Genomic DNA, 22,411 nt, shown 5'->3' with positions numbered 1-22,411 from the left:
TAGGCGCGCCGGCATGGCGTGATCGATGCGGCTTTGGTCGGAGGGGGCAGTTCTGTAGAGCCGAGCCCATGCTCGGCTGCCTTTCTGCCAGACATCAGCCGAGCATGGGCTCGGCTCTACAGAGGGCACACGCGGGGCGCTACATCAGAGGCGCAACCAGCGCGGCCGCAGCAACAAGGCCATCACCAGCACCGCCAGGAACGCGCCATAGGCATACAGCACCGCCAGCACCTGCGGCCAGATCGGCCCGGCGCCCGGCTGTACCAGACCGATGTGGTGGCCCCACAGCATCGCCACGACGCTCAGGGCGAGCGCCAGTGCCAGCGTAGCGCCATCGAACAGGCGTCGCCGCGCGGTACGCGGCTGGCGCGGAAACAGCCAGTACAGGCTGCCCAGCAGAATGAACCAGGGCAGGAACAGCAGCAGCGACAACCAGGCCATTGCAGACTCCATGTCATCGCGCCTGAGGCGCGCGGACATCATGCCATGGCCGCAATACCCTGTAGAGCCGAGCCGATGCTCGGCTGCCTTTCCGCCAAGCCGAGCGTGGGCTCGGCTCTACATATGCAAAGCAAAGCCGAGCGTGGGCTCGGCTCTACAAAGGTGGTGCAGGTCAGGCCGCTTCGCGCAGCACAGCCAGCGCCGCCAGCACCGCATCGACTTCGGCTTCCAGCTTGAACAGATCGCTCTGCAGCTGGTCGCCCTGCTCGGCCTGCTTCAGCACGGCGATCAGCTGGCCGGCATCGCGCGGCGAGTCGAAGCCTTCGCTCTGGATCAGCAGCGTGCCGTCACCTGCGGTCAGTTTGAAGTAGAAGCGGCCATCCTTCTCGCGGTACTGCTTGAACAGCGGCGGCGCGGCGCGGGCTTCACCGGCATCTTCGCTGGCGATGTCGCCGGCATCGGACAGATCACGCAGGCCCACCGCATGGCGCAGCGCTTCCAGCAGCGGTGCCGCCAGCTGCTCACGCAGCTGCTGGCCACGGCGCTTGAGCAGTGCCTCGATCTTCTCCGGCTCGGCCATCAGCGCGTTGTAGCGCTCGCGCAGCGGCGACAGTTCGCCGTCGATGCGCTCGAACAGCTGCTGCTTGGCATCGCCCCAGCTGATGCCGTCGGCGAAGGCCTTGGCGAATGCGGCGGTCTGCTCCGGGGTGGCGAACGCCTGGTACATCTGGAACAGCGCCGAACCTTCGGTGTCCTTCGGCTCGCCCGGTGCACGCGAGTCGGTCAGGATCGAGAACACCAGTTTCTTCAGCTCTTCGCGCGGCACGAACAGCGGAATGGTGTTGTGGTAACTCTTGCTCATCTTGCGGCCATCCAGGCCCGCCAGGGTTGCCACCTGCTCGTCGATCACCACGTCCGGCAGCGGGAAATACTCCTTGCCGTACACGTGGTTGAAGCGCTGGGCGAAGTCGCGCGCCATCTCGATGTGCTGGATCTGGTCACGGCCCACCGGTACCTGGTTGGCCTTGAAGATCAGGATGTCGGCCGCCATCAGCACCGGGTACATGAACAGGCCGGCGCTGACACCTGCGTCCTCGTCCTGGCCTTCCTCACGGTTCTTGTCCACCGCCGCCTTGTAGGCATGGGCACGGTTGAGGATGCCCTTGCTGGCGATGGCGGTCAGGAACCACATCAGCTCGGTGGTCTCGCGGATGTCGCTCTGGCGGTAGAACCACACGTGTTCCGGGTCCAGGCCACAGGCCAGCCAGCTGGCGGCGATCTCCAGGGTCGCGCGCTGGGTGCGCTGCGGGTCCTGTGACTTGATCAGGCTGTGCAGATCGGCCAGGAAGAAGAAGCTCTCGATGTCCGGCGCGCGGCTGGCCGCGATGGCCGGACGGATGGCGCCAACGTAGTTGCCCAGGTGGGGCGTGCCGGAGGGGGTGATGCCGGTAAGGACTCGGGTCGTCATGACTGCGTACGGAAACCTTCTATGAACGGAGCCAGTTTACCGTGCACACGGTCAACCCCGTCAGGGCCCCCGGCACGTTCATTCACCCAACCCCGCTGGAGACGCCCGATGAAACGCCTGCTGCCCCTGCTGCTGATCCTGCCCCTGGCCGGCTTCCGCCCGGCCCCGCTGCCCCCGCCGATGCCGCAGGACGGCCCGGTGCGCGTGGCCCTGGTCGACCGCGACCGCGGCACAGAGCTGCGCAGCTACCCGGCCGACGGCCAGCGCTGGGTGGCCGGCGAGCGCGGCCACCGCTATGCGGTGCGCCTGTACAACGACAGCCCACGGAGGGTGCTGGTGGTGCTGTCGGTGGACGGCGTCAACGCCATCTCCGGCGAAGACGCCGATCCGTCGCAGACCGGTTACGTGCTCAATCCCGGCCAGCGCGCCGACATCACCGGCTGGCGCAAGACCCAGGACGAAGTGGCCCAGTTCGTCTTCAGCAGCCCCAGCGGCAGCTACGCCAGCCGCACCGGCCGCCCCGACAACGTCGGCGTGGTCGGCGTGGCGGTGTTCGAAGAGGCGCGCCGCTGGTACCCGCGTCCGCAGCCGATCCTGCGCGATCGCGCCGGGCCGGCACCGGCGGCAGCCGAAGCCTCGGCGGCGGCCGACGCCAGCGCCAGCCGCATCGAAGGTTACTCAGCCAAGTCGCAAGCACCTGCGTTGGGCACTGGCCATGGTGCACGTGAGAGTTCCTCGGTGCGCGATACCGATTTCGAACGCGCCACCCGCAGCCCGGCGCAGGTGCTGCAGCTGCGCTACGACAGCGCCCGCAACCTGCGCGCGCGCGGCATCCTGCTGGATTCGCCCTCGCGCCTGGACCGCCAGCCGCAGGCGTTCCCCAACCGCTACGTGCCCGACCCGCCGGCACGTTGATCGCCACACAGCGCAACGCCCACACCTTCCGGCGCGGGCGTTGTCTGTGGGGGCAGAACGTGGGCGTGCGTGGCCCGGTTACTTGTAGTCCGGATAGTCCTTGCTCACGCTGTCCTGGAAGTCGCGGACTTCTTTCTCAGCGCGGTCCTTGGCCCAGCCATAGCGCTCCTGCAGGCGGCCAGCCAGATACTCGGCATTGCCCTCGGCCACATCGAAATCGTCATTGGTCAGATCGCCCCACTTCGCCTGGGCCTTGCCCTTGAGCTGGGACCACTTGCCGGAAATGATGTCTTTGTTCATTGCTGAGGCTTCCTTGGAATGCAACGGCGTTGTTACCGTGCACGCAGCTTCCCGCAACGGCTGTTGAAGCACGGTCAACCGACCATGAAAACGCTGCTCACCTGCTTGAATGGTTCACTACGCATCGACACGCGGCGTCCACACCCGGCAATCGCGCATGAAAAAAGGCCGGGAAGATCCCGGCCTTTTCCGTTGTGCGCACCACCTCAGGCTCAGTTGCCCTTGGCAGCATCCTCAACCTTCTCACCAGCCTTCTGCACGTCCTTGCCGGCACCGGCAACGGTGTTGCAACCGGCCAGCAGGGCCACCGAGAACATCGACAACAGCATCAGGGCAACTACGCGCTTCATGGGCTTCTCCTTGGGTTTGCCGCTACACCGCTCAATCACGGGGTTCGGTTGTATTGATCGGGGCGGCAGGCTGGATTTAAGCCAACACTGCCGCGTGAGGTGCAATCTGGCGGCAGGGGCGTGGAGCGCGTGTGAACGGTTCGTCCCGCCGTTCAGGCTGGACCCTCTCAATCGCGCATCAGGGTCGACTTTCCGAACAGGCTTTCCACCAGATCCACGGCCAGTTCGGCGGTGCTGTTGTGGTTGTCCAGCAGCGGATTGAGTTCGACGATATCCAGCGAGCCCATGCGCCCGCTGTCGGCGATCATCTCCATCACCAGCTGCGCTTCGCGGTAGTTCACCCCGCCCGGCACGGTGGTGCCCACGCCCGGGGCGATGCTCGGGTCAAGGAAATCGACATCGAAGCTGACGTGCAGGTGGGTGTTCTCGTCGATGCCGGCCAGCGCCGCTTCCACGGTGCGCTTCATGCCGTTCTCGTCGATGTAGCGCATGTCGTAGACATCGACCTTGTGGGTCTTGATCAGGCGCTTCTCTTCCGGATCCACCGAACGGATGCCGATCTGGTGCATCTGCGAAGGCTTGATGGCCGGCGAGGTGCCGCCCAGCTTGGTCAGCGCATCCGGGCCGAGGCCGCACAGGCAGGCCACCGGCATGCCGTGGATGTTGCCCGACGGGGTCACCTCGCTGGTGTTGAAATCCGAGTGCGCATCCAGCCACAGCACGCGCAGGTCCTTGCCCTGCTCGCGGCACCAGCGCGCGACGGCGGTGATCGAACCGATGCCAAGGCAGTGGTCGCCACCGAGCATGATCGGCATGCGCCCGGCCTGCAGCTCGGCATAGCTGGCTTCCATCAACGCGTGGTTCCATGCCACCACCTCATCCAGGTGGCGGTAGCCCTGCACCGGCGCGGTCCACGGGTTGCGCGGGCCGTCCAGGTTGCCGAGGTCGCGCACGTCCACGCCTCGCGCTTCCAGTGCTTCAGGCAGGCCAGCCACGCGCAGGGCTTCCGGCCCCAGCCGGGCGCCGCGATGGCCCGCACCGATGTCGGTGGGGACGCCGATCAGGGTAACGGCGGGATGATGGGCCATGGTGCCTCCTGCGAACGAAAAAGAAGCACAGTCTAGCCAGACGCATGTGACACCACTCGCGGCGGTGCAGCAGGACCACCCACGGGTAGTGCCGGCCACTGGCCGGTAACCATTCTGTCCTCAGGGTTCGCGGAGTTTGCCGGCCAGCGGCCGGCACTACCCCATCGTGATCAACGATGACGTATCGGCGTCACGCTCTGCACCCGGCCGTTGTTGCGCATCATGCACAGGAAACGGCCATCGGGATAATCGATGATCAGTTCCTGGTAATCGGTGCCGACCGGCACCTGGGTCACCAGCGTGCCCTGTGCACCTTTGCTTGCGTTGCACGAACCGAGCGCGGTATCGCCCGCTGGCGCGTTGGCTGCAGCCTTGGACATGTTGCGGAACGTCGCGCGGCAGCCGCCGTGGACCCAGACCGAATGCCGCGACAGGCCCCAGTTGCTGCCCTGCTCGCAACGGGTACGGCTGAGCTGGCGCACGATCTCCACGTTGCCACGCGTGTCCATGTCACAGGACACCTGGCGCTGGTCGGTGGATTCGCAGGTCACCTCGCGTGGCAGTGCTGCATCGTCATCGCGATCCTGCTCACGGTGGTGCCTGCCGCCTTCCACGGCAGCCGCCGGCGTGCCGTTGTTGCCGACCTGGCAGATGCCGTTGGCACCGCCGCGTCCGGTGTAGCTGACCTGCGGCGTACCGTCGTCACCGGTGCTGATTGAAAGCGTGGTGCCGCTGTTGGCATCGCGCGCTTCGAAATAGCGATCGTTGAAGCGCTTGAGCGTGGTCTCGCGGCCCTGCACGTAGACCGGCCCGCCCTCGTCTGCATGGACATCCAGCCCACCGGGGCAGCTGGCATTGAAGAACGGCACGGCGGCCATCGCCGGTGCTGTGAAGACGCTGGCGAGCAGCGCGACGGTCAACGGCAAGCGGTGGCGGCGCATGGTCGGCTTCCTGGCAAGAGATGTGCGGAGGGCACCAGTATGGGGGCTGCTGGAGTCGCTCTGTCGTGAGGAACATCAAGCCACCGATCACCGGCCGCAGACCACCGCAAGCGGGCCAGCGCTATCATCGGGGTATCACACGGACGTCCGGTACACACACATGACCGCCCTGCCCTTCGACCACGCGCAGCAGCAACTGCTGGCGCTGCAGCAACGCATCCATGCGTTCAATCTGGACTGCACGGCCGAGCATGAACTGGACATCCAGGACCCGGCCGGCCCGCTGTGGGCGGCGCTGCAGGAACGGGTGACCGTGGCGCCGTTGTACGGCGGCCTGCACGTGGAGTTCTTCGGCAACCCATGGGAAGAGCCATTCGCGTGGACGCTGGCCTGCCTGTCCGATCAGCGCGTGGCCGATGCGATCATGTCGCTGTCGTTCACCGGCCCGGACGAGGGGGCCAATGGCACGCGCGAGTGGGAGTTCACCGCGCTACTGGACAGCGATGTGCGTTTCCCGCGCCTGCGCTCTTTGTCGATCAGCCCTACCGAACCTGCCGACCACAACATGTCTCTGGTGCAGCGCGCGGGCAGCCTCATGGAAGAAGCTGGCGAGATCGCCCGCTTCGTTTCCAGGGCGCCGTACCTCAGCGAACTGGTGGTGCCGAATGCACCGGATGCCGCGTTCTTCGAGGTGCCGCTGCCGCACCTGCACAGCCTGCGCATCGGTGGTGGCTCGGACACGCAGCGCTTCATCGACAACCTTGCCGGATCACGCAACCTGCCTGCCCTGGGCCTGCTGGATTTTTGCGAATCGACGGAGCTGCAATTCGTCTGGGCTGATGCCCGTGAGACCGATGCGGTCACGCCTTTCGCGGCCTATGAGCGCTTGTTCGCCAGCCAAGCCTTCGATGCGCTGCACACCTTCCGGTTGCGAAACAGCGCGTTGGATGTGGCGCAGCTGCAGACGCTGCAGGCCATGCGTCCGCGGTTGTCGTTCGTGGTCATCCAGGCAGCAACGGGCGGCTATGTCAGCCATTTCGCCAAGGATGTGTTTCCGTGGCGCCACCTGGTGCCGGGTGATCCGGGGACGCGTTGATCGCCGCGCGGGTGCGTATGATGGTTGAGTGGGCCGCTTGGGGACGCGGTTAAGTTGGCTTGACACGCCACGGCGGCGTTACGCCGCACGATCGCGGCGCTACGGCCTGTTTCAGGCTCCAATAGTACGCCGCGCAGAATGTCGTTTGTGCCTCGGGATTGGCCGCGACAAGCCAATTGCGATAATTCATTTTTCCTTTTAAACAGCGCGATGCCATCGGAACAATCGACTGGCAGCCCGTGATTCTGCGTGCGCATGATGAATTGCCATCGACAACGGATGGCCGGGGCTTCCAACCCTGAGTGCTTGATGTATTTACGCTTGCCAGCCGGCGTCGCTGCTTATTGAACGGCGCCGGCTGGCAATCCGTCTGCTGCCTTATGGCGGGCGGTGCGTGGGGGCCTTGTGCCCGCCGGTTTCATCAAGCGCCGGATTGGAAACCACGCATCGTCCGCCACCCTCTGCCGGTGGCGCCTCCGCTGCACCCGAGGATGCCCACATGTCCGCTCCTGACTATCCCTACCTGACCGCCACGCTGGGCGATGCCGCCGAACGCCTGCCCCCCGAGCTTGCGCAGCCGTTGGAAGCCGCGTTCGCCGCCGCCGTCGATGTGCCGGACCCGATCACGTTGCAAGGCTGCCTGCAGCGCATCCGCAACGGCGATGGTGCCGACGGTCAGCCGTGGCGCGGGCCAACGCTGACACCCGGCCAGGGCATGGCCATGGCACGCGCAGACCGCGCCGCTGCCGGACTGACCACCTTGCTGGAAATATTCCACGCCGCCGAGCGCGTGCGGGTCGATGGAGGCGACGAGCAGCAGATCGGCGACGGAACGCGCGAAGGGCTGCTGCTGGCGTGCCGGGGATTGGCGGAGTATGTGGAGCTGCAGCTGCATGCGGCGTAGGCACACAGACACTAGCCGACCCCATGCAACAAAGGGGCAATGGAGATTGTCGGGAGATGGTGCCGCTTATCCGAATCGAACGGATGACCTACTGTTTACAAGACAGTTGCTCTACCAACTGAGCTAAAGCGGCACGGGGTGAAACGCCTACGGCAGCGCCGTGGTTTGGGAATTCTAGCGCAGTCGCGTGCATTCCAGCGACCGTTGCTGCGCGGCGCCGCTGCGCTGCTGCGCCTGGGCCGGTTCGCTGCCCGCCGCCAGCTGCCCTTCCAGCCACCATTGGCCGGCATCGCCACTGGCGACCAGACGCGGCTGGAAGCCGGCGGCCTGCACTGCGGCCATGCGCCGTTCGGCGCCTTCGCGGTTGCGGTACTGGCCCAGCGCAATGGCGTTGGTCTCTTCGCCCTGGCTGATGATGTAGTAGTCGTTGAGGCCGGCGGCGACGATGCGCTTGACCGTGGCCTGCGCGTCATCGCGGCTGGCGGCGGCGGGCAGCAGCACGCGGTAACGGGCGCTGCCGCTGGCGGCGGGCTGCTCGCGCAGGCGTGCCTGGCTCAGCAGATTGCCCGCCCGGCCCTGCGCGGCGGTGGCGGCGGCGCGGTCGGCGAACGGTCCCAGCGCCAGGCAGCGCGGCGGTGCGGCCGGGGAGGCGGGCTTGTCGGCCACCGGTTCCGGCGCTGGCTTGGCGACGGCGGCGACCGGCTCAGGCGCCTTCACCGGTTCGGCTGGCTTGCTGGATGCTGTCGGCGTCGCCGCTGCCGGTGCTGGCGCAGCGGCCACTGCAGTAGCCGGCGCAGCCTCACGCTCCACCAGTGCTTCCGTAGGTGCCGCTGCCGAGGCCTGCGCGGCCACGGCCGCATCGGTCCCGCCGGGCAGCCAGCGCAGTTCGGCCACGCCGGTCGGGTGCGGCGGCAACGGCGCACGCGCCGGCTCATCGCGCAGCAGCCACCAGGTGGCGACACCAAGATTGAGGATCGCCAGCACGACGATCAGGGCACGGGTCAGCATGCGCCGATACTAGCCTGCGGGCTGGTGCACCGCCCAGCGGGCGAGGCCATCCAGCACCAGCGACGGGTGGTAGTCGGCGCCGCCCAGCAGCGGCATCAGCGCGGGCGCGCCACCGCCATGCACCAGCAGCGACGGCATCACGCCCAGCAGCGCCTGCGCCTGGCGGGCACTGCGTTCGACCAATGCAACGGCAGCACCATCGCAGCCCGACGCCAACGCATCGGCAGTGTCGTTGGCGAATTCGCTGTAGTCACCACCACTGGCCGGCAGCTGCACCGCGCGCGCGTGCAATGCCTCGCGCATGGTGGTCGGCGAGGCGGAAATACGTCCACCGTGATGCTGGCCATCGGAATCCAGCAGGTCGATGGTCAGGGCGGTGCCGACACCGACCACCAGCACCGGCCGTTGCGCCTTGGCGGCGGCAAGCAGGGCCAGGAAACGGTCGACACCGAATTTTTCCGGCTTGGCGTAGGCAATGCGTACGCCTGCACACTGGGCGCTGGTGCGCACCACATGCACGTGCTCGAAGCGGCGCTGCAGCTGATCCAGCATGGCGCTGGTCAGCGACGGCGCGGCGACGCTGGCGACAAACGCGGTTTCACCACTGGGCAGGCTGTGCGGCGGTTGCCCGGCCATGCCTTCGGCGCCATGCGCCCAGGCCTGCACATCACCGGCACGGTCACCCTGCAACGGCGCGAACTTGAAGCGCGAATTGCCGAGGTCGAACAACCAGTCGCTCATGCTTTTCTCACACTGACTTCGCCGGCATGCAGCAGGCGCTCGCGGCCATCGATGTCCACGCGCAGCGCGCCATCGTCGGCCAGGCCGAGCGCGGTACCGTGCTGCCACTGTCCATCCAGCTGCACGCGCACTTCGCGCCCGGCCAGCATGTCGAACGCTGCGTAGCGTGGCAGGAACGGCGCCAGCCCTTCGCGATCGAATGCTTCCAGCGCCGGCAGCAGGCGTGCCAGCACCGCGGCCACCACTGTATTCCGATCCACCGATGCGCCGGCCAGCGTGTCCAGGTCCACCCAGGGCTGGTTGATCTGTTCGGCGAAGGCCGGCGGCATGTGCACGTTGATGCCGATACCGATCACTGCGCGCGCCGGGCCGGCGTACTCGCCACCGCCCTCGGCCAGCAGGCCGACCAGCTTGCGGCCATCCACCAGCACGTCGTTCGGCCATTTCAGCTGTGCCTGCGCATAGCCCAGGTCGTGCAGCGCTTCGGCCACGGCGACGCCAGCGACCAGACTCAGGCCGGCCAAGCGGCCCAAGCCACCCTCGAACAAACGCAGCACCGACAGATACACATGCGCGGCCAACGGCGAGGCCCAGGTGCGGCCACGACGGCCACGGCCACCGGTCTGGCGCTCGGCCAGCAGGACGCTGACACCGCGCTGAGGTGCGCTGCACCGCAACAATTCGGCGTTGGTGGAGTCCACCGTCCAGGCCACCTGCAGGTCGTGCAGCAGCGCGGCGGCGTCCTTGGGCAGGCCGGCGCGGATGGTCTTGGCCTCCAGCAGGTCCACCGGCCGGGTCAGCCCGTAGCCCTCGCCTGCGCGTCCTTCCACCTCGACACCGGCGGCTCTAAGCCCTTGAATACGCTTCCAAATGGCGGCCCGGGTCTGGCCCAGCTCACGGGCCAGGGCGTCGCCGGACAGGCGACCGGCAGCGAGTTTGGCCAGCAGTTGGCGATCGTCCACGGCAGCTTCCACAAGGTCAGAACGGAATTATGCGGGAAAGCCGCCAGCGACGCCCGCCAGGCCCGGTTCCGGCGGGCTTCCAATCTGGCGCCGGGTTCGGGCTAGAATCGAGAGCTCACCCTCCCTTAACGTGGATGTCGTCAATGCGCCGTTATGCCCATTGCCTGATCCTGCTGACGATGCCCTTCGCGGCGTCTGCCACAGCAGCGCTTGATGACAGCCGTGGCGCCTGCGTCTACTCGGCAAGCGATGCGGCCTCGCAGCGCACACCGACCACTGCGCCTGCCGCAGCTGCCGCCAAGCCGGCACCGGTACGCCCTGCAGCTACCACCAGCAGCGGCGGTGGCGGTGACGACGATGTACTGCAGCGCATCCGCGCGCCCAAGTGGCACAGCTACCTGCCGGGTATGTTCCGCTGATCAAGTCGTTGCTGCAGTGGCTGCGGCCCGCGCCGCGGCCGATCGAAGACGCACACTGGAACGATGCCTGCCACCGCGCAGCGTGGTTGCGCGGCCTGGACGACGAACGGCGTACACGCCTGCGCGCATTGACCACGCGCTTCCTGCATGAGAAGACCATCTCCCCGATTGGCGAACTGCAGCTGCAGCCGGCAGACAGCGTGCTGCTGGCCGCACTGTGTTGCCTGCCGCTGCTGCAATTCGGCGAGGTCGGGCTGGAGGGCTGGTCGCAGCTGATCGTCTACCCCGATGCGTTCCGCGTGCATCGCAGCCACATGGATGCCGCCGGCGTACTGCACGAGTGGGATGACGAGCTGATCGGCGAGTCGTGGGACAGCGGTCCGTTGATTCTTTCGTGGGCCGATGTGCAGGCCGACCTGGCGGCACCGCATGAGGGTTACTGCGTGGCCGTGCATGAGATGGTGCACAAGCTGGATGGGCTGGACGGGGCGATGGACGGCACGCCGCCGTTGCCGCGTGCGTGGCAACGCGAGTGGGCTGCGGACTTCCAGAAATCGTACGACGCGTTCTGTGCGCAGGTGGATGCCGGCGTGGGAACACTGATCGATCCGTACGCGGCGGAAGCACCGGAAGAGTTCTTCGCGGTGGCCAGCGAGTACCACTTCTCTGCGCCGGATCTGCTGGCGGAAGCGTTGCCGGAGGTGGCCGCGCATCTCAGGCGGTTCTACGGCGAGCCGCCGGTGATCGACATACGGTAGTGCCGGCCAACGGCGGGCCCATGCGTCGAGACCTTACGGTCCCGGCGGCAGCTGCACTTCGAAACGGGCGCCACCCAGTTCATTGGAACGGGACACCTGCAGCTCGCCGCGGTAATCCTTGATCAGGTCCTGCACGATCGACAGACCGATGCCGTGGCCCTGCACGCGCTCGTCGCCGCGCACGCCACGCTGCAGCACCTTGCCGATGTCTTCCGGGGCGATGCCCGGGCCATCGTCATCCACCGCCAGCAGCAGACCGGCGCGACGCGCGTTCGACGCTGGCAGCGGCTGCGCGGTCAGCAACACGCGGCGCTTGGCCCACTTGAAGGCATTCTCCAGCAGGTTGCCCAGCAGTTCCTGCAGATCTCCCGGTTCACCGTGGAAGCGCGCTGCCGGGTCGATGTCGAATTCGCACAGCACGCCCTTCGACGCATAGACCTTCTCCAAGCCGCGCACGATTTCCTCGGCGTTGGATTCGATCGGCAGCGGTGCCGAGAACAGCTTGTGTCCCGACGAGGCCGCGCGTGCCAGCTGGTAGGACACCAGGTTGTTCATGCGCTGCAGCTGCACGTCCAGTTCTTCGCGCAGCGCTTCATCTCCGGCACCGCTGTCCATCTGCGTGCGCAGCACCGCGATCGGCGTCTTCAGGCTGTGCGCCAGGTCGGCCAGGGTATTGCGCTGGCGCTCGAGGTTCTCACGCTCACCCTCGATGAAGGCATTGATGCTGTCGGTCAACGGCTCCAGCTCGCGCGGGTGGCGCTCGCTCATGCGCTCGGTCTCGCCGCGCTGGACCTTGGTCAGCTCGGTGATCACCCGCCGCAACGGACGCAGGCTCCACTGCAGGATGACCGTCTGCAGCAGCAGCAGGATCAGGCCGATGCCACCCAGGTAGAACCAGACCCGGCTGCGGAACACGCGCAGCTGCGCACCCAGCGCGCGCGAGTCTTCCATCACGTAGATGGTGTACGGGAATTCGGTGGCCGGGTCGGCGTCGGCATCCCATACCAGGCCCAGGCCATAGCGGTACACCGAGCCCTGGCTGCCGTCGATCTGGATCATCGGCAGCGGGCCTTCGAACACTTCCTGGCGCGGCGCCAGCAGGCCGCCGCCGACGGTGGGCAGCATCGGGCCTTCGGCGGACATTGAATTGCCCTTGCCGTCGGGCATCACCACCTGCAGGTACAGGCCACTGCCGGGCACGTCGAAACGCGGATCCGGCGGCTGCTCGCGGATGTACAGCGAGCGGTCGCGGGTGAAGTCGATGCCGGCCGCGTAGGAGGTGGCGTAGTTCTTCAGGCGCTCACGCAGGTTCGCCTTCGCCGTGTCGGCGAAGGCGGCATCGAGCGCGTAACCGGCCAGGGCCAGGAACGCGACCAGACCCACGGACGCGGCGAACATCTGGCGCGCCTGCAGAGAGCGCGGCCGCCAGCGTCGGAAGAACCACAGACGGCCGGACATCGTTTATCGCCTGCTGAAGGCCTCAGCCCTCGTTGCGTGGAATCGCGAAACGGTAGCCACGACCGCGCACGGTCTCGATCGGCTTCAGTTCGCCATCCGGGTCCAGCTTCTTGCGCAGGCGGCCGATGAACACTTCCAGCACGTTCGAATCACGATCGAAGTCCTGCTGGTAGATGTGCTCGGTGAGGTCGGCCTTGGAGACCAGTTCACCGGCATGCATCATCAGGTACTCCAGCACCTTGTACTCGTAGCTGGTGAGGTCGACATTGCTGCCGGCCACGCTGACGGTCTGCGCTGCCAGGTCCAGAGCGACCGGGCCGCATTCCAGGGTCGGCTTGCTCCAGCCTGCGGCGCGGCGCAGCAGCGCGTTGACGCGGGCAAGCAGCTCTTCCACATGGAACGGCTTGACCAGGTAATCGTCGGCGCCCTGCTTCAGGCCCTCGACCTTGTCCTGCCAGCTCGAACGCGCGGTCAGGATCAGCACCGGGAACTTCTTGCCTTCGTCGCGCAGGGCCTTGATCAGCTCCATGCCCGACATCTTGGGCAGGCCAAGGTCGATGATGCCGACGTCGAACGGGACTTCGCGGCCCATGTACAGGCCTTCTTCGCCGTCCTGCGCTGCATCGACGGCAAAACCTTCGCGCTTGAGCCGGGCTGCCAGGGTCTCACGCAGCGGGGCTTCGTCTTCGACCAGAAGGATACGCATGAACTCTCCCTAGTGTGCTGGGTGCGGCCCGGAGGCCTGTGGGTACGGGTTGATAGCGACAACTATCCCTGTTCAGGGGTTATCGCCGCGTAGTGATGACATATCCGACCGCGGCGTGCGCGGTTGTGAACGTGCCGGGGCGGGGTCGTCCATGTAGCGGACCCGACCGCGGTCGTCCATGTATTTGACCCGGTTGATGTCACGACCATCGAACGGCACCCGCTCGGCGCCCAGGATGTGGCCGCCGGTGGTGCGCTGCACGCGGCGCACGGCATCGGACAGCGAACGCTCGTTGCTGGCGCCACGGCCACCGCGCTCCATCATTTCAGCGCGCCCCTGTTCCCGCTGCGGGTCCTGCGCCAGCGCCGAAGACAGCGGGGCAGACGCCAGGACCACGCAGGTGGCCAGGGCAATACAGCGGTGGAAGGGAGCGGAAGACATCGATGCGATCCTAGCCGAGCACGGCGATTCGTTCAAAAGTCGTAAATCCGGGCACCGGAATGGAACCCGGCGTTTTACAAATCTTTTGCAAATTCTTGGTTTCGGGCGGTGAATCCGGTCTGAACTTTTCGGGAGGCTCCGTCGCGTCGTTCAGTTAAGTGAACATTCGGAACGAATCCGCTCCGCTTGTCAAGTCAGGAATGTGACGACGTTCACGCTGCAGCGCGATCAGCACCGCGATCAGTCACTTCCAGCGCCTGCTCGATCAGGGCCCAGCCGGCGCCCGGGCGGTGTGCGCCCTCGCTCAGTACCTGGCGGAATACGCGGCCACCGGGCTGGCCGTGGAACAGGCCGAGGATGTGGCGGGTGATGTGCTTCAGGGCCAGGCCCTCGCCCAAGCGGGCTTCGACGTAAGGACGCAGGGCGCGCAGCAGTTCGCCGCGCGGTCGCAGCGGCGCGCCGGTGTGCAGGGCCTCCAGCTGATGCAGCAGATAGGGGTCGTGGTAGGCCGCGCGGCCGAGCATCACGCCATCGACGTGCGCGGCCTGCGCCTGCACTGCCTCGATGCTGGCCAGGCCGCCATTGAGCACCACCGGCAGCGCCGGGCGCTCCTGCTTCAGGCGATAGGCCCAGCCGTACTTCAGCGGCGGAACCTCGCGGTTCTCCTTCGGCGACAAGCCCTTCAGCCAGGCATTGCGCGCGTGCACCACCACCATTGCGGCACCGGCATCGACCTGGCGGTCGACGAAGCTGGCGAATACGTCGTAGTTGTCGTCCTCGTCCACGCCCAGGCGGCACTTCACCGTCACCGGGATGTCCACCGCCTCGACCATGGCCGATACGCACTCGGCCACCAGCACCGGCTCGCGCATCAGGCAGGCGCCGAAACGCCCGGCCTGCACGCGGTCGGACGGGCAGCCGCAGTTGAGGTTGACCTCGTCGTAGCCCCACTCGGCGGCGATACGCGCGGCCTGTGCCAACAGGGCCGGATCGCTGCCACCCAACTGCAGCGCCAGCGGCTGTTCGATGGCATCGAAACCTAGCAGGCGCTGGCGATCGCCGTGGATCACCGCGTTGGCGTGCACCATTTCGGTATACAGCCGCGCGCCCGGCGCCAGCAGGCGGTGGAACACCCGGCAATGGCGGTCGGTCCAGTCCATCATGGGGGCGACGGACAGGCGCAGGGAATCAGCGTAACGGGCGGTGGCGAACGTCATCGGGCGGTTGATCGTGGAGACTGGCATTGCCAGTGAGATCAATAGTTTACACCGCCGGGCTGAACGGCGACGGCGGGGCCCGGAGTACTGCCCGGAGCCGGCGTACGACCGGTCCCGGGAACCCACCGCGGCGACCTTACTGCGCGCGCCCCTTCATCTGCTCCTGCTGCTGTTCCTGCACGCGCTGGTTGAACTGGATATCCAGTTCCTCGGTCTGACGGGTGCTGGCCTCGACCGACTGCGACACGGCCTGACGGCTGTCGACGAAGGTGCGCTGCGCGGCCGGGTCGCCGACGTTGCCCTGCACGGCGAACAGACCGCTGCCATCCGGGCGCGCGACCACGTGGTCGATCTGGCGCATGCCGGCGACCTTGCTCTCGTAGGCCAGCTGGCCGGCGGCGCGTTCGGTGTCCTGCGCGTTGGCGAACAGCGGGCAGAGCCCGGCCTGCACGCGCTGCTGTTGCAGCACCTGCAGTTTCTCCAGCGCCTGGTTGAAGCGCGGATTCTCGGCGTGCGAAGGGTCGCGCATGCTCGGGGCCGCCGGTGCGGTCGGTTCGGTGCGTGCCGGGGCGGCGGCGGTCTGCGCGCCGGCTTTCACTGCAGCCGGGTCGTCCAGGCGCGCCAGGGTCTGGCGGCCGGCCTTGCCATCCTGCTCCAGGCCGTTGTTGGCCTGGAACTGCTTGACCGCTGCCAGCGTGTCCTTGCCAAAGATGCCGTCGGTGCCCAGCGCCTTGCCGTCGGCTGCGGTGTACCCCAGCGCGGCCAGCTTGCCCTGCAGAACCTTGACCTCGTCGCCGCGTTCGCCCTTCACCAGCATGCCATCGGCCATCGGCGCCTGCTGCGTGGCACGTGCGGCCTGCGCCGCTTCGGGCCCCTGCGCGTGCACCTTGCCACCGAGGGTGATGCGGTCGTTGAGCATGTCGCCGAGATAGCGCCGGAACTGCGCCGGCTCCACTTCGATATGTGCGTGCACCGCACCGGGTGACCCCACATCGGACTGGCGGACCAGCGGCGCACCGTACTCGACGAAATCGCCGGTCTTGTACGGGATGGAGCCGACGGCGCCGTGCAACACCTGGCCCACCAGCTCGCGGCGGGAATCGCCGACCGGATGGCTGTAGATGCTGATGGAATTGGTGCCGTCGTTGTTGAGCTTGACGTAGCCGGCCACCGGACTGGGAATCATCAGGCTGCGCCCGCCGGCACGGTCGGTGAGGATCAGGTCCTTCTGCACCAGCGGAATGCCGTTGATGTCCCCACGCTTGCGCACGGCCTCCAGTTCACCGTCGACCATGTCCGCGGTGCGGTCAACCTTGCTGGCATCGCCGGCGCGCACGGCGGCGGCATTGGTGTTGGGATGGTGGATCTTCAGCTCGCGGAACGCGTCCTCGCCGCTGATGCCGTGGCGAAGGACGCGATTGCTGCTGCCGTTGCCGAAGGGTTCCACTACGGAAATGCGCTCGCCACCGGGCGCTGCGGCGCCGGCAGGATCGGTGTGCTGCTGCGCTGCGGGTGGCGCAGCTCTCGTCGGGGCTGCCGGCGCGGTCGGCGCGGTCGGCGCAGCAGGCGAAGGCGCGGCAGGGCGATGCTGTGCGGCCTCGGCATCGATGGCGCGGCGCGTCTGTGCGTCGGCCATGCCGGTCGCCGGCAGATGGTGCTGCTGCTGGAACACATTGATGGCGTGCTGGCTGCCGGCCCCCAGGTAGCCATCGGCGGTGATCGCTTTGCCATGCGCATCGGTCAGGCCGAGCGCGGCCATGTCACGCTGCAGCGCGCGCGCCTCACGGTCGATCGCACCCAGCGTCGCAGGCCCCACCTTGCCATCGACCGGATTCAGACGGTGGTCGCGCTGGAAGGCTTCGACGGCCTGCCGGGTGCTGGCATCGAACTGGCGATCAGGATGGATCGCCTGGGCACCCGCGCCGCCATAGCCCAGCGCGTGCAGGTTGTGCTCCAGCTTTTCCACCGCGCGGCCGGTAGAGCCCTCTTTCAGCACCTGCGGGCCACCGCCACCGTGCTTGTGCGAGCGCGCCTGTTCCAGCGCTACGCGGATGTCGGGGTCGTTGCCTTCGTTGGCAGGCGCGAAGTCGCGGCGACCCACTTTCAGATGCGCGCGATCCATCTCCGCCGAATGGCTGGGATAAGCCTCTTCATAGCCAGCGGCGACGTCAGCGGCCGCCAGGCCGGCATAGTACTTCTTGTCCTGGCGGATCTCGGCCGCCTTGTCGCGCAGGTCCTGGTAGTCGCCGCCCCGCTTCAGCACGGCTTCCAGCTGCGGTAGTGTCCCAGGCAGTTGGTTGGCGGACTTGGCGATCAGCGCGATCGCTTCGAAACGCTTGTCTTCTGCAATGCCACTACCGTGCTTGTCCAGCATGGTCATGGCGATGCGGGTGGCGTTGCGCACCTGCGGGTAGTCCACGTGGGTGTGGATCCACTGCTTGCCTTCGGGCGACCCGGCCCAGGCGTTGATGCTGTCGCGGGTCGGGACATCAATGAAGCGGATCGAGGAGCGCTTGCCCTGGCCGTCGCCGTGGCTGAGCAAATCGGCGCGCAGGTCGGCATGGTCGTTGGTGAAGGGCAGATGGTGCGCCTTGGCATAGCTGCTGGCCTGCTGGATGACCGCGTCCACGTAGGTCGTCTCGCCGGGCTTCAGCGCACGCTCTTCGGTGGCGCCCAGCGGCCATTTGCCACGCTGGCCGAAGTCGACCTGGATGGTCCCCAGCGAATAGCCACTGTTGGCGGCAACCGCGCTGACCGTGCCCCACTTCGGCTCATCCAGTCCCTTGGTGATGCCGGCGATGCTGAGGTGGTACGACGATCCGCCACCTTCGGTGCCGCGTCCGACGGCGAAAAACACTGCGCCGGCGGTTGCGTCCAGGTTACGGGTATCGATGTTGTTTGGCATGGCTCACTTCCTGGTCCGTGGAGGGATGACCGTGTTGCGGATTACGGACCGATCAGGCGCAGGTAGGTTTCCAGCTGATCGGCGCGCGCGCGCAGGCGCTCGGTGTCATTCAATTTCTGTTGCAGGTTGCCCGGCTGCGAATCGTCGTACAGCGCGGTTTCCAGTTCGCCATCGCGCTGGCGCGACTGCAGCCACGCCCGTTGCGCGGCCTGCAGATGGGCCTTGGCCGTGACGTCGAGGCGTTCCCGCAACTGCTGGTACGCCTGGTTCAATCGGCGGTCCTGCCGGTCCGATTCGCTGGACAGGCAGGCGGCTTCTTCGATGGTGCCCTGCGCGTGGCCTGAGCACGCCTGATAGGCCGCGCTCAGCGCGGACGCCGCATGCACCTGGCCGGTGCACAGCACCGCCATCGCCGCCACCACAATGCCCAAGGTCCTGCTCGCCATGGTCTGCTTCCTACCGATCAATGCTTCGATGCGCTGCACACGCCGGAGGCCCGTCAGGGGGCCAGCATGCGCTTGCGCAGTTCCACTGCGCGATTGGCGTAGCGGTTGATGCGGCACGACTGCGCGTCCAGCGCCTGACCCACGCTCTCCGTGGCCGCACTGCAGCGCTTGTCGGTGTCCTCGGCCCAGTTCGCCTGCTCGTCCATCCAGCGATCCTTGGCCGGGCCGTCGGGGCTGTCCATCAATCGCGCGACCTGTGCTTCCAGCAGCGCTTTGTGGTGGGCGAGCTCGGTCGAGTCGCAGACTTCCAGCTGGTCGTCCATGCCCCGGGCATCCTGCACGCAACGGGTGTATTCGGGCCGCAGCGTTGCCTGGGTATAGGAGGTATCCGGGGGCGCACTCTGCGCGAGCAGTTGATCGGCACGATTGGCCACGCGGAACAGGCGGCATTCCTGCGCCTTCTGCAGGTCATGCCCCCCGGTAGTGGCCGGAGCGACGCAATGGCGATCGGTATCGCTGCGCCAAGTCGCCTGGGTGGCCAGGAACGCATTCTTCGCCGCCGCATCAAGCCCGGCGACGACCTTGCTGGCAGCCTCCTGCAGGCGCCCCTCCTGATAGGCCAGTTCGTCCTTGCCGCAGGCCTGCAGCTTGCCCGCATCCTCCATGCCGTCCACGCACCAGCCATAGGCCGGGCGCAGGCGACCGTCCGTGTAGGACGCATCGGGGTACCCGGAGGAATCACCAGGCGCTGGGCCGAGGGAGGCTGTCGGCGATGCCGCGACAAGCGATGCCGGGGTGGGCGCGGCTTCGGCCGATGCAGGGGAAGAAGGTGCCTGGCAGGCGGTGAGCGCCAGGCACAGGGCCAGCACCCTCCAGTACCGACGGCCGGAGACGATCTGTTCATTGCCCCGACGGGCATCCATTGCCTGCATTGCGTGTATCTCCCTTGCGTGTCGCCAGCGGGCGCCGGCAGGGAGGGGCCGTCCATCGGCCCCATCACGGTGGCAATCCTACGACAGCGGCGGTTTCAGATGGCTGACTGGATTCAGCTTGCGCGGACGGCGTCGCAGAAATCGCCTGCCAGACCGAGGCATGGAGCCCCGGCACAGACCTCGACAGGGCGCGCGGTCAATGTGCGCCGCCGCGCCCTCCCACCTGTTCGATCAGCGTCTGGCTGGCGGCGTTGAGGCCGACAACGCTGACCTCGGCGCCGTGCGCGGCGAGCTTTTCCTGCGCGCGTTGCAGCGCTGCGACCGCGGTCAGATCCCACAGGTGGGCCTCGCGCAGGTCGATCTCGACCTTCGCCGCCACGCGTTGGTAATCAAACGCCGCACCCAGCTGCCCGGCGGAGGCAAAGAACACCTGGCCCCGCACGCGGTAGACCTGCGTGTCACCGGCCTCCTCGCGCTGCACATCCAACATGCGGCCCACCTTGCGGGCGAAGAACAGCGCCGACAACAGCACACCGCTGAGCACGCCCTTGGCCAGATCGTGGGTGGCCACGGTGACCACCACGGTCAACAGCATCACCGCCGACGAGCTGCGTGGATGCGTGCGCAGGTCGCGCAGCGAGCGCCAGCTGAAGGTACCGATGCTTACCATGATCATCACCGCCACCAACGCCGCCATCGGAATCTGCCGCACCAGGTCGCTGCCATACACCACCAGCACCAGCAACAGCACGCCGGCCACCAGGCAGGACAGGCGGCCGCGGCCACCGGAGGTCACGTTGATGACCGACTGGCCGATCATCGCGCAGCCGGCCATGCCGCCGAGGAAGCCGGTGACCGTGTTGGCCAGGCCCTGGCCGACGCATTCGCGGTTGCGCTCGCTGGGCGTCTCGGTGATGTCCTCGACAATCTGCAGGGTCATCATCGATTCGAGCAGGCCGACCACTGCCAGCGTGGCCGAGACCGGCAGCAGGATGCGCAGGGTGTCCCACGTCAGCGGCACGTCGGGGATGAAGAAGTGCGGCAGGCTGTCGGGCAGCTGCCCCATATCGCCAACCGTGCGCACGTCGATGCCGAACCCCATCACCACTGCAGTGAGCAGGCCAATGGCCACCAGCGGTGACGGCACCGCACGGGTGAGGCGTGGCAGCAGGTAGATGATCGCCAGACCGGCTGCACACAGTACGTAGACGGTGGGCCCACGGCCGACCAGTTCCGGCATCTGCGCCAGGAAGATCAGTATGGCCAGTGCGTTGACGAAGCCGGTGATGACCGAGCGCGAGACGAAGCGCATCAACGAACCGAGTTTGAATACGCCGGCCACTACCTGCAGCAGGCCGGCCAGGATGCTGGCGGCGAACAGGTACTGGAGGCCGTGATCACGAACGAGGTCGACCATCACCAATGCCATCGCACCGGTGGCAGCGGAAATCATGCCCGGCCGGCCACCGGCGATGGCGGTGATCACGGCGATGGAGAACGCGGCATACAGGCCGACCTTGGGGTCGACGCCAGCGATCAGCGAGAACGCGATGGCTTCGGGAATCAGCGCCAGGGCGACAACGGCACCGGACAGCAGATCACCACGGAGATTGCCGAGCCATTGCTGGCGCAGGGGATAGGACGCTTGCATGGAAAAGCTCCGCGCACACGCGGGCGGGGCCACGTGGCGCTGCAGTGGAAAGACACGGGCTACTGAGCCGGATGGGCCGGCTGCCGAAGGGCGGCAAGGTTCAGGGTGGCGTGATCACTGCAGGCGGGCGTTGGTACATGGGAGGGACGCAGTCTACGGGAGGCGGCTGCATGAGGGTAGCGCGGTCGGCCGCGAAAGGCAGCGGAGCATGGCTCCGCTCTACAATTGGGTCATGGCTACCGACCGCCCGCATTTCTTCGATCCCTCAACCGAACAGGGCGTGCTGCGCCTGTCCATTGTCGGCTCGCTGCTGTTGGCTGCAGCGGCGGTGGTGTTCGGCCTGCTGGCCAATTCTTCGCTGATCATCTTCGATGGCATCTACGGACTGATCGACGTGGTGATGACCTGGCTGTCATTGCTGGTCGCGCGGCTGATCGCGCTGTCCACCCAGACCGACGCCCTGCAGTCACGCCTCAACCAGCGCTTCACCATGGGCTTCTGGCACCTGGAACCGATCGTGCTGGGAGTGAGCGGTACGTTGATGATCGGCGCAGCGCTGTATGCACTGGTCAATGCGGTCGATGCGCTGATGTCCGGTGGCCGCCAGATCGCGCTTGGCCCCGCGATCATCTTCGCGGCACTGTCGATCGTGGCCGAGAGCGCACTTGCCTGGTTCGTGCTGCGTGCGAACCGGCGCATCGGCTCGGAGTTCATCGCACTGGATGCGAAGAACTGGGTGATCGCCGCGAGCATGTCGGCCTGCTACCTGGCGGCCTTCCTTGGCGGTGTGCTGGTCCACGGCACGTCGTGGGCATGGGTCGGGCCGTACATCGATCCGGCCATCCTGGCGTTCGTCTGCGTGCTGGTGATGATCGCGCCGCTGGGCACGGTGCGGCGCGCGCTGGCCGGCATCCTGCTGGTCACGCCGCCGGAACTGCAGGCGCACGTGGATGCGGTAGCGCGGGCGATCGTTGCAAAGCACGGCTTCGTCGAACACCGCAGCTACGTGGCCCAGGTAGGCCGTGGTGAACAGATCGAGCTGTTCTTCGTGGTGCGCGAGGACGACCCGCCGCGGCCCCTGCTGGAGTGGGATCACCTGCGCGACGAGATCGGTGATGCGCTGGGCGAATCATCGCCGGACCGCTGGCTGACCATCATGTTCACCACTGACCGGGAATGGACGATCTAGGCTGACAGGACGTTCAATCAAATTTTTCGGATTTGTTGTAACCAAACGTGTAGAGAATCCGGGCAAAGTAGGCTC

23 protein-coding genes and 1 tRNA gene are annotated in these 22,411 nt (G+C 66.8%); 6 read left to right on the top strand and 18 right to left on the bottom strand.

Annotated elements, in window-relative coordinates:
• Positions 1–144 precede the first annotated feature (144 nt).
• The gene (locus WKB25_RS12310) at positions 145–441 is read right to left on the bottom strand and encodes a hypothetical protein (protein WP_340570978.1); all 297 of its coding nucleotides are present in this window, start codon (positions 439–441) and stop codon (positions 145–147) included.
• A 172-nt stretch (positions 442–613) separates the two neighbouring features.
• Positions 614–1,909 carry a tryptophan--tRNA ligase gene (locus WKB25_RS12305; RefSeq protein ID WP_340570976.1) on the bottom strand — a complete coding sequence of 432 codons (1,296 nt, stop codon included), beginning with the start codon at positions 1,907–1,909 and terminating at the stop codon, positions 614–616.
• A gap of 108 nt (positions 1,910–2,017) precedes the next feature.
• Between WKB25_RS12305 and WKB25_RS12300 the strand changes: the two genes are divergently transcribed.
• Complete coding sequence (locus tag WKB25_RS12300) at positions 2,018–2,824, top strand: hypothetical protein (RefSeq protein WP_340570975.1); 807 nt, start codon at positions 2,018–2,020, stop codon at positions 2,822–2,824.
• Between the two features lie 78 nt (positions 2,825–2,902).
• Here the strand turns inward: WKB25_RS12300 and WKB25_RS12295 are convergent, their stop codons facing one another.
• From WKB25_RS12295 to WKB25_RS12280, 4 genes are all read right to left on the bottom strand, one after another.
• Positions 2,903–3,124: a CsbD family protein gene (locus WKB25_RS12295; protein ID WP_089241428.1), complete on the bottom strand. Its 222-nt coding sequence runs from the start codon at positions 3,122–3,124 to the stop codon at positions 2,903–2,905.
• 212 nt (positions 3,125–3,336) lie between these two features.
• Positions 3,337–3,474 carry an entericidin A/B family lipoprotein gene (locus WKB25_RS12290; protein WP_019661832.1) on the bottom strand — a complete coding sequence of 46 codons (138 nt, stop codon included), beginning with the start codon at positions 3,472–3,474 and terminating at the stop codon, positions 3,337–3,339.
• A 167-nt stretch (positions 3,475–3,641) separates the two neighbouring features.
• Positions 3,642–4,562: an arginase gene (gene rocF / locus WKB25_RS12285; protein WP_049464163.1), complete on the bottom strand. Its 921-nt coding sequence runs from the start codon at positions 4,560–4,562 to the stop codon at positions 3,642–3,644.
• A 170-nt stretch (positions 4,563–4,732) separates the two neighbouring features.
• Positions 4,733–5,503 carry a DUF3011 domain-containing protein gene (locus WKB25_RS12280; protein WP_340570969.1) on the bottom strand — a complete coding sequence of 257 codons (771 nt, stop codon included), beginning with the start codon at positions 5,501–5,503 and terminating at the stop codon, positions 4,733–4,735.
• 160 nt (positions 5,504–5,663) lie between these two features.
• On the opposite strand from WKB25_RS12280, the gene WKB25_RS12275 reads away from it, so the two are divergent.
• Both WKB25_RS12275 and WKB25_RS12270 read left to right on the top strand, forming a co-directional pair.
• Positions 5,664–6,599 carry a hypothetical protein gene (locus WKB25_RS12275; RefSeq protein ID WP_340570967.1) on the top strand — a complete coding sequence of 312 codons (936 nt, stop codon included), beginning with the start codon at positions 5,664–5,666 and terminating at the stop codon, positions 6,597–6,599.
• A 499-nt stretch (positions 6,600–7,098) separates the two neighbouring features.
• Positions 7,099–7,503 (top strand): hypothetical protein, encoded by a 405-nt coding sequence (locus WKB25_RS12270; RefSeq protein WP_263929842.1) that lies wholly within the window; start codon positions 7,099–7,101, stop codon positions 7,501–7,503.
• A 57-nt stretch (positions 7,504–7,560) separates the two neighbouring features.
• Here WKB25_RS12270 and WKB25_RS12265 read toward each other — a convergent pair.
• The 4 genes from WKB25_RS12265 to birA form a co-directional block, all read right to left on the bottom strand.
• Positions 7,561–7,636: transfer RNA gene (locus WKB25_RS12265), tRNA-Thr, on the bottom strand.
• 41 nt (positions 7,637–7,677) lie between these two features.
• Positions 7,678–8,511: an SPOR domain-containing protein gene (locus WKB25_RS12260; protein WP_340570965.1), complete on the bottom strand. Its 834-nt coding sequence runs from the start codon at positions 8,509–8,511 to the stop codon at positions 7,678–7,680.
• Between the two features lie 9 nt (positions 8,512–8,520).
• The gene (locus tag WKB25_RS12255) at positions 8,521–9,252 is read right to left on the bottom strand and encodes a type III pantothenate kinase (protein ID WP_340570963.1); all 732 of its coding nucleotides are present in this window, start codon (positions 9,250–9,252) and stop codon (positions 8,521–8,523) included.
• Positions 9,249–10,214, bottom strand: a complete 966-nt coding sequence (gene birA / locus WKB25_RS12250) for a bifunctional biotin--[acetyl-CoA-carboxylase] ligase/biotin operon repressor BirA (protein ID WP_340570961.1) — start codon at positions 10,212–10,214, stop codon at positions 9,249–9,251. Before birA ends, WKB25_RS12255 begins: the two co-directional genes overlap by 4 nt.
• A 143-nt stretch (positions 10,215–10,357) precedes the next feature.
• Here birA and WKB25_RS12245 point away from each other — a divergent pair, with 143 nt between their 5' ends.
• Both WKB25_RS12245 and WKB25_RS12240 read left to right on the top strand, forming a co-directional pair.
• The gene (locus tag WKB25_RS12245) at positions 10,358–10,633 is read left to right on the top strand and encodes a hypothetical protein (RefSeq protein ID WP_099819617.1); all 276 of its coding nucleotides are present in this window, start codon (positions 10,358–10,360) and stop codon (positions 10,631–10,633) included.
• The gene (locus WKB25_RS12240) at positions 10,600–11,391 is read left to right on the top strand and encodes a M90 family metallopeptidase (RefSeq protein WP_340570959.1); all 792 of its coding nucleotides are present in this window, start codon (positions 10,600–10,602) and stop codon (positions 11,389–11,391) included. Before WKB25_RS12245 ends, WKB25_RS12240 begins: the two co-directional genes overlap by 34 nt.
• A 33-nt stretch (positions 11,392–11,424) precedes the next feature.
• On the opposite strand, the gene WKB25_RS12235 is transcribed toward WKB25_RS12240, so the two are convergent.
• From WKB25_RS12235 to WKB25_RS12200, 8 genes are all read right to left on the bottom strand, one after another.
• Complete coding sequence (locus WKB25_RS12235) at positions 11,425–12,849, bottom strand: sensor histidine kinase (RefSeq protein ID WP_340570958.1); 1,425 nt, start codon at positions 12,847–12,849, stop codon at positions 11,425–11,427.
• Positions 12,850–12,871: 22 nt separating this feature from the next.
• Positions 12,872–13,555, bottom strand: coding sequence for a response regulator transcription factor (locus tag WKB25_RS12230; protein ID WP_004136763.1), 684 nt, complete (start codon positions 13,553–13,555; stop codon positions 12,872–12,874).
• Positions 13,556–13,627: 72 nt separating this feature from the next.
• Positions 13,628–13,996, bottom strand: a complete 369-nt coding sequence (locus WKB25_RS12225) for a hypothetical protein (RefSeq protein WP_340570956.1) — start codon at positions 13,994–13,996, stop codon at positions 13,628–13,630.
• A 212-nt stretch (positions 13,997–14,208) separates the two neighbouring features.
• On the bottom strand, positions 14,209–15,240 hold the full coding sequence (dusA, locus tag WKB25_RS12220; protein WP_340570954.1) for a tRNA dihydrouridine(20/20a) synthase DusA: 1,032 nt from the start codon (positions 15,238–15,240) through the stop codon (positions 14,209–14,211).
• Between the two features lie 109 nt (positions 15,241–15,349).
• Positions 15,350–18,118, bottom strand: a complete 2,769-nt coding sequence (locus WKB25_RS12215) for a peptidoglycan-binding protein (protein WP_340570952.1) — start codon at positions 18,116–18,118, stop codon at positions 15,350–15,352.
• A gap of 41 nt (positions 18,119–18,159) precedes the next feature.
• Positions 18,160–18,564, bottom strand: a complete 405-nt coding sequence (locus tag WKB25_RS12210; RefSeq protein ID WP_340570950.1) for a lysozyme inhibitor LprI family protein — start codon at positions 18,562–18,564, stop codon at positions 18,160–18,162.
• 53 nt (positions 18,565–18,617) lie between these two features.
• Complete coding sequence (locus WKB25_RS12205) at positions 18,618–19,487, bottom strand: lysozyme inhibitor LprI family protein (RefSeq protein WP_340570948.1); 870 nt, start codon at positions 19,485–19,487, stop codon at positions 18,618–18,620.
• 205 nt (positions 19,488–19,692) lie between these two features.
• Positions 19,693–21,147 (bottom strand): SulP family inorganic anion transporter, encoded by a 1,455-nt coding sequence (locus tag WKB25_RS12200; protein WP_340570946.1) that lies wholly within the window; start codon positions 21,145–21,147, stop codon positions 19,693–19,695.
• Between the two features lie 208 nt (positions 21,148–21,355).
• Between WKB25_RS12200 and WKB25_RS12195 the strand changes: the two genes are divergently transcribed.
• Positions 21,356–22,336, top strand: coding sequence for a cation transporter (locus WKB25_RS12195; RefSeq protein WP_340570945.1), 981 nt, complete (start codon positions 21,356–21,358; stop codon positions 22,334–22,336).
• Positions 22,337–22,411: the final 75 nt, after the last annotated feature.

The sequence above is a fragment of the Stenotrophomonas sp. G106K1 genome (assembly GCF_037969685.1).
GTDB lineage: Bacteria > Pseudomonadota > Gammaproteobacteria > Xanthomonadales > Xanthomonadaceae > Stenotrophomonas > Stenotrophomonas lactitubi.
This window is presented reverse-complemented; position numbering and strand designations above follow the sequence as displayed.

What these genes read in the sequence shown, in the direction of transcription:
- WKB25_RS12275 (WP_340570967.1), top strand. Translation starts at nt 5,664, where the DNA reads ATGACCGCCCTGCCCTTCGACCACGCGCAGCAGCAACTGCTGGCGCTG.
- WKB25_RS12255 (WP_340570963.1), bottom strand. Translation starts at nt 9,252, where the DNA reads ATGAGCGACTGGTTGTTCGACCTCGGCAATTCGCGCTTCAAGTTCGCG.
- WKB25_RS12215 (WP_340570952.1), bottom strand. Translation starts at nt 18,118, where the DNA reads ATGCCAAACAACATCGATACCCGTAACCTGGACGCAACCGCCGGCGCA.
- WKB25_RS12310 (WP_340570978.1), bottom strand. Translation starts at nt 441, where the DNA reads ATGGCCTGGTTGTCGCTGCTGCTGTTCCTGCCCTGGTTCATTCTGCTG.
- WKB25_RS12290 (WP_019661832.1), bottom strand. Translation starts at nt 3,474, where the DNA reads ATGAAGCGCGTAGTTGCCCTGATGCTGTTGTCGATGTTCTCGGTGGCC.
- WKB25_RS12225 (WP_340570956.1), bottom strand. Translation starts at nt 13,996, where the DNA reads ATGTCTTCCGCTCCCTTCCACCGCTGTATTGCCCTGGCCACCTGCGTG.
- WKB25_RS12305 (WP_340570976.1), bottom strand. Translation starts at nt 1,909, where the DNA reads ATGACGACCCGAGTCCTTACCGGCATCACCCCCTCCGGCACGCCCCAC.
- WKB25_RS12200 (WP_340570946.1), bottom strand. Translation starts at nt 21,147, where the DNA reads ATGCAAGCGTCCTATCCCCTGCGCCAGCAATGGCTCGGCAATCTCCGT.
- WKB25_RS12245 (WP_099819617.1), top strand. Translation starts at nt 10,358, where the DNA reads ATGCGCCGTTATGCCCATTGCCTGATCCTGCTGACGATGCCCTTCGCG.
- dusA (WP_340570954.1), bottom strand. Translation starts at nt 15,240, where the DNA reads ATGCCAGTCTCCACGATCAACCGCCCGATGACGTTCGCCACCGCCCGT.
- rocF (WP_049464163.1), bottom strand. Translation starts at nt 4,562, where the DNA reads ATGGCCCATCATCCCGCCGTTACCCTGATCGGCGTCCCCACCGACATC.
- WKB25_RS12210 (WP_340570950.1), bottom strand. Translation starts at nt 18,564, where the DNA reads ATGGCGAGCAGGACCTTGGGCATTGTGGTGGCGGCGATGGCGGTGCTG.
- WKB25_RS12270 (WP_263929842.1), top strand. Translation starts at nt 7,099, where the DNA reads ATGTCCGCTCCTGACTATCCCTACCTGACCGCCACGCTGGGCGATGCC.
- WKB25_RS12295 (WP_089241428.1), bottom strand. Translation starts at nt 3,124, where the DNA reads ATGAACAAAGACATCATTTCCGGCAAGTGGTCCCAGCTCAAGGGCAAG.
- WKB25_RS12300 (WP_340570975.1), top strand. Translation starts at nt 2,018, where the DNA reads ATGAAACGCCTGCTGCCCCTGCTGCTGATCCTGCCCCTGGCCGGCTTC.
- WKB25_RS12230 (WP_004136763.1), bottom strand. Translation starts at nt 13,555, where the DNA reads ATGCGTATCCTTCTGGTCGAAGACGAAGCCCCGCTGCGTGAGACCCTG.
- WKB25_RS12280 (WP_340570969.1), bottom strand. Translation starts at nt 5,503, where the DNA reads ATGCGCCGCCACCGCTTGCCGTTGACCGTCGCGCTGCTCGCCAGCGTC.
- WKB25_RS12205 (WP_340570948.1), bottom strand. Translation starts at nt 19,487, where the DNA reads ATGGATGCCCGTCGGGGCAATGAACAGATCGTCTCCGGCCGTCGGTAC.
- WKB25_RS12260 (WP_340570965.1), bottom strand. Translation starts at nt 8,511, where the DNA reads ATGCTGACCCGTGCCCTGATCGTCGTGCTGGCGATCCTCAATCTTGGT.
- WKB25_RS12235 (WP_340570958.1), bottom strand. Translation starts at nt 12,849, where the DNA reads ATGTCCGGCCGTCTGTGGTTCTTCCGACGCTGGCGGCCGCGCTCTCTG.
- WKB25_RS12195 (WP_340570945.1), top strand. Translation starts at nt 21,356, where the DNA reads ATGGCTCCGCTCTACAATTGGGTCATGGCTACCGACCGCCCGCATTTC.